Below are 4,533 nucleotides of genomic sequence, written 5' to 3' on the forward strand. Positions count from 1 at the left end.
CGACCACGGTGGCCAGGCCGATCCAGGCGGCGATCACCTCCGCGATCACTTTCTCCACCGGCGCGGCGCTGCCGCTGCTGGTCGCCGTGCTGGCACCGCACAGCCTGACGATCCCGGCGACGGCCCTTGCCTCGCTGATCTGCCTGGCCGCCCTGGGCGGTCTGAGCGCCCGCATCGGCGGTGCCGATATCGTCAAGGCGACGGTACGCGTCACCTTCTGGGGCGCGGTTGCGATGGCGGTGACGGCGGCCATCGGGGCGGTGTTTGGCGTGGCGGCCTAGACCTATTCCGCCACCGTCGCGACATCCACGCCGGCTTCCCTGGCCTGGGCCTCGAGCTGTTTCGACATCCAGTTCGGTGTCTTGGTGAAGCGGCCCAGCGTGGCATAGGCGATCGGGACGACGAAGAGGGTGAAGAGGGTGGCGACCGAGACGCCGGTGAAGATCACCACACCGATAGTGATGCGGCTTTCCGCGCCGGGGCCGGAGGCGATCACCAGCGGGAAGGCGCCGATCGCGGTGGAGATGCCGGTCATCAGGATCGGGCGAAACCGGGTGGTCGCGGATTCAAGGGTGGCCTCGAGCAGGTCGCGGCCTTCCTCGCGCAGCTGATTGGCGAATTCGACGATCAAAATGCCGTTCTTGGCCGCCAGGCCGATCAGGATCACCAGGCCGATCTGGGAATAGATATTCAGGCTCGACCCGACCAGTTCCAGCCCGAACAGACCGCCGACCACAGCCAGAGGCACGGTCAGCATGATGACGAGCGGCTGGATCAGGCTCTCGAATTGCGCCGCCAGCACCAGGAAGACGATCAACAGCGCCATGCCGAAGGCAAACAGCATCGCCGAATTGGCATTGAGGAATTCCTTGGCGCCGCCGAGATAGCTGGTCGACAGGCCCGGTGCGAGTTCGCGCGCCGACCAGTCGTCAAGCCAGGCGACGGCATCGCCGAGCGTATAGCCATCGGCGAGGGTCGCGGAGACTGTGACCGACCTTTGCCGGTCGACGCGATTGCGCGAGGAGGCTTCGCCGACTTCGCGCACGGAGACCAGATTGGACAGCGGGATGAGCTGGCCGCCGCGGCCGGAAACATACAAGGATTCCAGATCGCTGGAGCTGGAACGGTCTTCGCGCCGATTCTCCATGATCACATTATAGGCCTCGCCGCGATCAATGAACTGGCCGACCCGTCGCGAGCCGAGATGGGTTTGCAGCGTCTGGCCGATGGCGGCGATAGAGACATCGAGCGCAGCGGCGCGTTCGCGGTCGATATCAACCACCAGGCGCGGGCTATTGGGCTGATAGTCCTTGCGGGCCCGGACCAGATTGGGATTGCCGTCCGTGATGGCAGCGAGCAGGCGCTCGGCCTCGGCATCGAGGGCCTCGTATTCAGGCCCCTGCAGCACAAACTGGATATCGTCGCCGCCGCCGCCACCGCCGAGTGAGGAGCGCATCGAGGCGAAGGCCTGCACACCGGTCAGCTGGCCGAGGCGGCCATTGATCTCGTCGAGGATTTCACCGCCCGGCCGGCGCTCGTCCCAGCCGACCATGGTGCCGATGACAATGCCGGAATTATAGCCGCTGCCACCCCAGCCGGGCGAGATGACGAGGGCGCGGCGCAATTCACCGGTCTCCAGATAATCGAGCACAACTGCTTCAACGGCGTTGGCCTGTTCGGCCATATAGTCAAAACTTGCGCCTTCCGGACCGCTGAAGCGGCCGAAGAAGGAGCCGCGATCCTCAGGCGGCGTGAGTTCGGACGGCAGCCGGTTGAGCAGCACGCCGGACCCCGCCAGTGCAACGGCAATCACCGGCAGGACCAGCAGCGGCATGTGGATGACGAGTTCGAGGCTGCGGCGGTAGCTGTCGCGGGTCGCGTTGACGATCTGGTTGACCCATTTGGCCAGGCCGCGGGCCTCGCGGGCCGGGCGCAGGAGTTTGGAGGCCATCATCGGCGACAGGGTCAGCGCCACGAAGGAGGAGAGGATCACGGCGCTGGCAATCGTCAGGGCCAGCTCGGTGAAGAGGCGACCAATAAAGCCCGGCAGGAAAACGAGTGGTACGAAGACCGCGATCAGAACTGCCGTGGTTGCGATAACGGCAAAGAACACCTGGCGTCCGCCGCGCAGGGCGGCCAGGGCCGGGCCTTCGCCGAGATCGATCCGGCGCTGGATATTCTCCAGCACGACGATGGAATCATCGACGACCAGGCCGATGGCGAGCACCAGGCCGAGCAGGGTGAGGATATTGATCGAGAAACCGGCCAGCGACAGGATGGCGAAGACGCCGATCAGGCAGACCGGGACCACGGCCGCCGGGATAATGGCGGCGCGGAAACTGCCGAGGAAGAGATAGATCACCAGCACGACGAGGGTGGCGGCGACCGCCAGGGTGCGCCAGACCTCCTTGATCGATTCCTCGATGAAAACGGTATCGTCGGACGCCTTGATCAGCTGCATGCCCTCGGGCAGGCCGGTGGCGATGCGTTCGGCCTGCTCGCTGATCCGCTGGGCAACATCGACCGAATTGGCCTGGCTCTGGCGCACAAAGCCCAGCCCGATCATGTTCTGGCCATTGCCGCGGAACAGGGTGCGCGATTCCTCCGCTTCCAGCACGACATCGGCGATCTCGCCGAGCCTGACGACATGGCCGGTCGCCTCACCGCGTACCGGCAGGCGCGCAAAACTCTCCGGATCGGCAAACAGGCGTTCAACCCGGACCACGATCTCGGTATCAGCGGTCTCGACCGAGCCACCGGGCACTTCGATGTTCTGGGCCCGCAGCGCGGAATCGATATTCGCGACGGTAATCCCGCGCGCTGCCATGGCTTGCGGGTCGAGCCAGATCCGCATCGCATAGCGTCGCTGGCCGCCAATGCGGACCTGGGCGACGCCGTCAATCACACTGAAGCGGTCAACCAGCACCCGGTCGGCATAATCGGACAATTCCTCCGATGTCAGCCGGTCTGACATCAGTGAGAGCCAGAGGAAGGGGCGTGCATCGCTGTCCTGCTTGCGGACCTCGATTTCCTCGACATCCGGCGGCAGGCGATCAACGATGCGCGAGACAGCATCGCGGACATCATTGGCCGCCGCCTCGATATTGCGATCGAGGGCGAAGGTAATGGAGATACGGGCATTGCCGTCACGCGAGGAGGAGGTGATGGTGTCAACGCCATCAATGCCCGACAATTGATCCTCGATCACCTGGGTGACGCGATTTTCAACCACTTCGGCATTGGCGCCGGGATAGCTGGCCGAGACCGAGACGATGGGCTGGTCGACATCGGGCAGCTCGCGCAAGGGCAAGGCGCGCAGGCCGAGAATGCCGAACACCACGATCAGGGCGCTGGCGACGAAGGCGAGGACGGGGCGGCGAACCGCGACATCGGAGAGAGTCATGGCCGGCTCACCGCTGCCGGGCTGGCGGAACCGCCGCCACCGCTACCGTATTCACGGCGTGCCGTGATCTCCACGGGCATGCCGTCGCGCACCCGATGTACGCCTTCAGCGACGAGGATTTCCCCGGCTTCGAGCCCGGCGGTGATCTCGACGACATCGCCGGAGCGCAGACCGAGTTGGACATCGCGCCGGCGCACAATGGCGGTGCCATTGGTCTCCTCGATGACATAGACAAAACTGTCCTCGAGATAGCGGGTGACCGCCGAGCCGGGCACGGCCGGGCTGTTACGGATATCGCGACGCACTTCGACCACCATCAACTGGCCGGGCAGGATGCGGCCATCGGGATTGTCGATCTCGGCGCGCACGATCACGGCGCGCGCGATGGGGTCAACGCGGCTGTCGATCTGGGCAATCGTGCCGACGAAGACCTGGTCGGGATAGGCATTCGTGGTTGCCTCGATCACCATGCCGGGGCGTATCGTCGCCAGGAAGCGTTCCGGCACGGTGAAATCGAGCCGGATGGCGCTGATATCATCGAGCGTGGTGATCGGGTCGCCCGGCCGGATCAGTTCGCCCGGGCTCACTTCACGCAGGCCGACGACGCCGGAAAACGGCGCGCGAACAATACGGTCGGCCAATTGCGCCTCGATCGAGGCGACCCGCGCCTGCGCCCGGTCGACGGCGGCGCGCGCCTCGTCCTGGCGCTGCTGCGGAACGACGCCGCGCGCGATCAGGTCATTGACCCGTGTCAGGTCGCGATTGGCCTCGCGCAAAGTGGTGCGCGCCTCGCGCAGGCCTGCCGCTTCTTCGGTATCGGTCAGCTCGATCAGGATATCGCCGGCCTCGACCAGCTGGCCGCTTTCAAAATTGATCACCGAGATGGTGTCAGAGACGCGCGCCGAGACCGTCACGCTCTCCTTCGACCGTGCAGTCCCGAGGGCCTCGACGATGTCGGCGAACTCGTATCGTGCGACCGTATAGGCCGCGACCGGCGACACAGCACGCTGCCGGGCGGCCTCGTCCTGGCCCGCACCCATCAGGACGCGAAAGGCGACAATCCCGGTCATGGCGGCGAAGACGAGCAGGGCAATGATCAAAAAGCTGTAGCGGCGCATCAGGAACTCCAG

Annotated in this window: 3 protein-coding genes; 1 reads left to right on the top strand and 2 read right to left on the bottom strand. The window is 65.3% G+C overall.

The genetic code is table 11. The features are described from left to right. Window positions 1-281: VIT1/CCC1 transporter family protein (locus AAC023_RS13680; protein ID WP_339741751.1), on the top strand; the 281-nt coding region annotated here is incomplete at its 5' end. Window positions 282-283: 2 nt separating this feature from the next. On the opposite strand, the gene AAC023_RS13685 is transcribed toward AAC023_RS13680, so the two are convergent. Both AAC023_RS13685 and AAC023_RS13690 read right to left on the bottom strand, forming a co-directional pair. After that, window positions 284-3,403: an efflux RND transporter permease subunit gene (locus AAC023_RS13685; protein ID WP_339741752.1), complete on the bottom strand. Its 3,120-nt coding sequence runs from the start codon at window positions 3,401-3,403 to the stop codon at window positions 284-286. Continuing rightward, window positions 3,400-4,533 (bottom strand): efflux RND transporter periplasmic adaptor subunit (locus AAC023_RS13690; RefSeq protein ID WP_339741753.1); only part of this gene is annotated, 1,134 nt, incomplete at its 5' end. The genes AAC023_RS13690 and AAC023_RS13685, both read right to left, overlap by 4 nt.

The sequence above is a fragment of the uncultured Maricaulis sp. genome (assembly GCF_963976135.1).
GTDB lineage: Bacteria > Pseudomonadota > Alphaproteobacteria > Caulobacterales > Maricaulaceae > Maricaulis.

Bases quoted from the DNA above. Each gene is read 5' to 3' on its own strand.
- AAC023_RS13685 (WP_339741752.1), bottom strand. From the start codon at position 3,403: ATGACTCTCTCCGATGTCGCGGTTCGCCGCCCCGTCCTCGCCTTCGTC.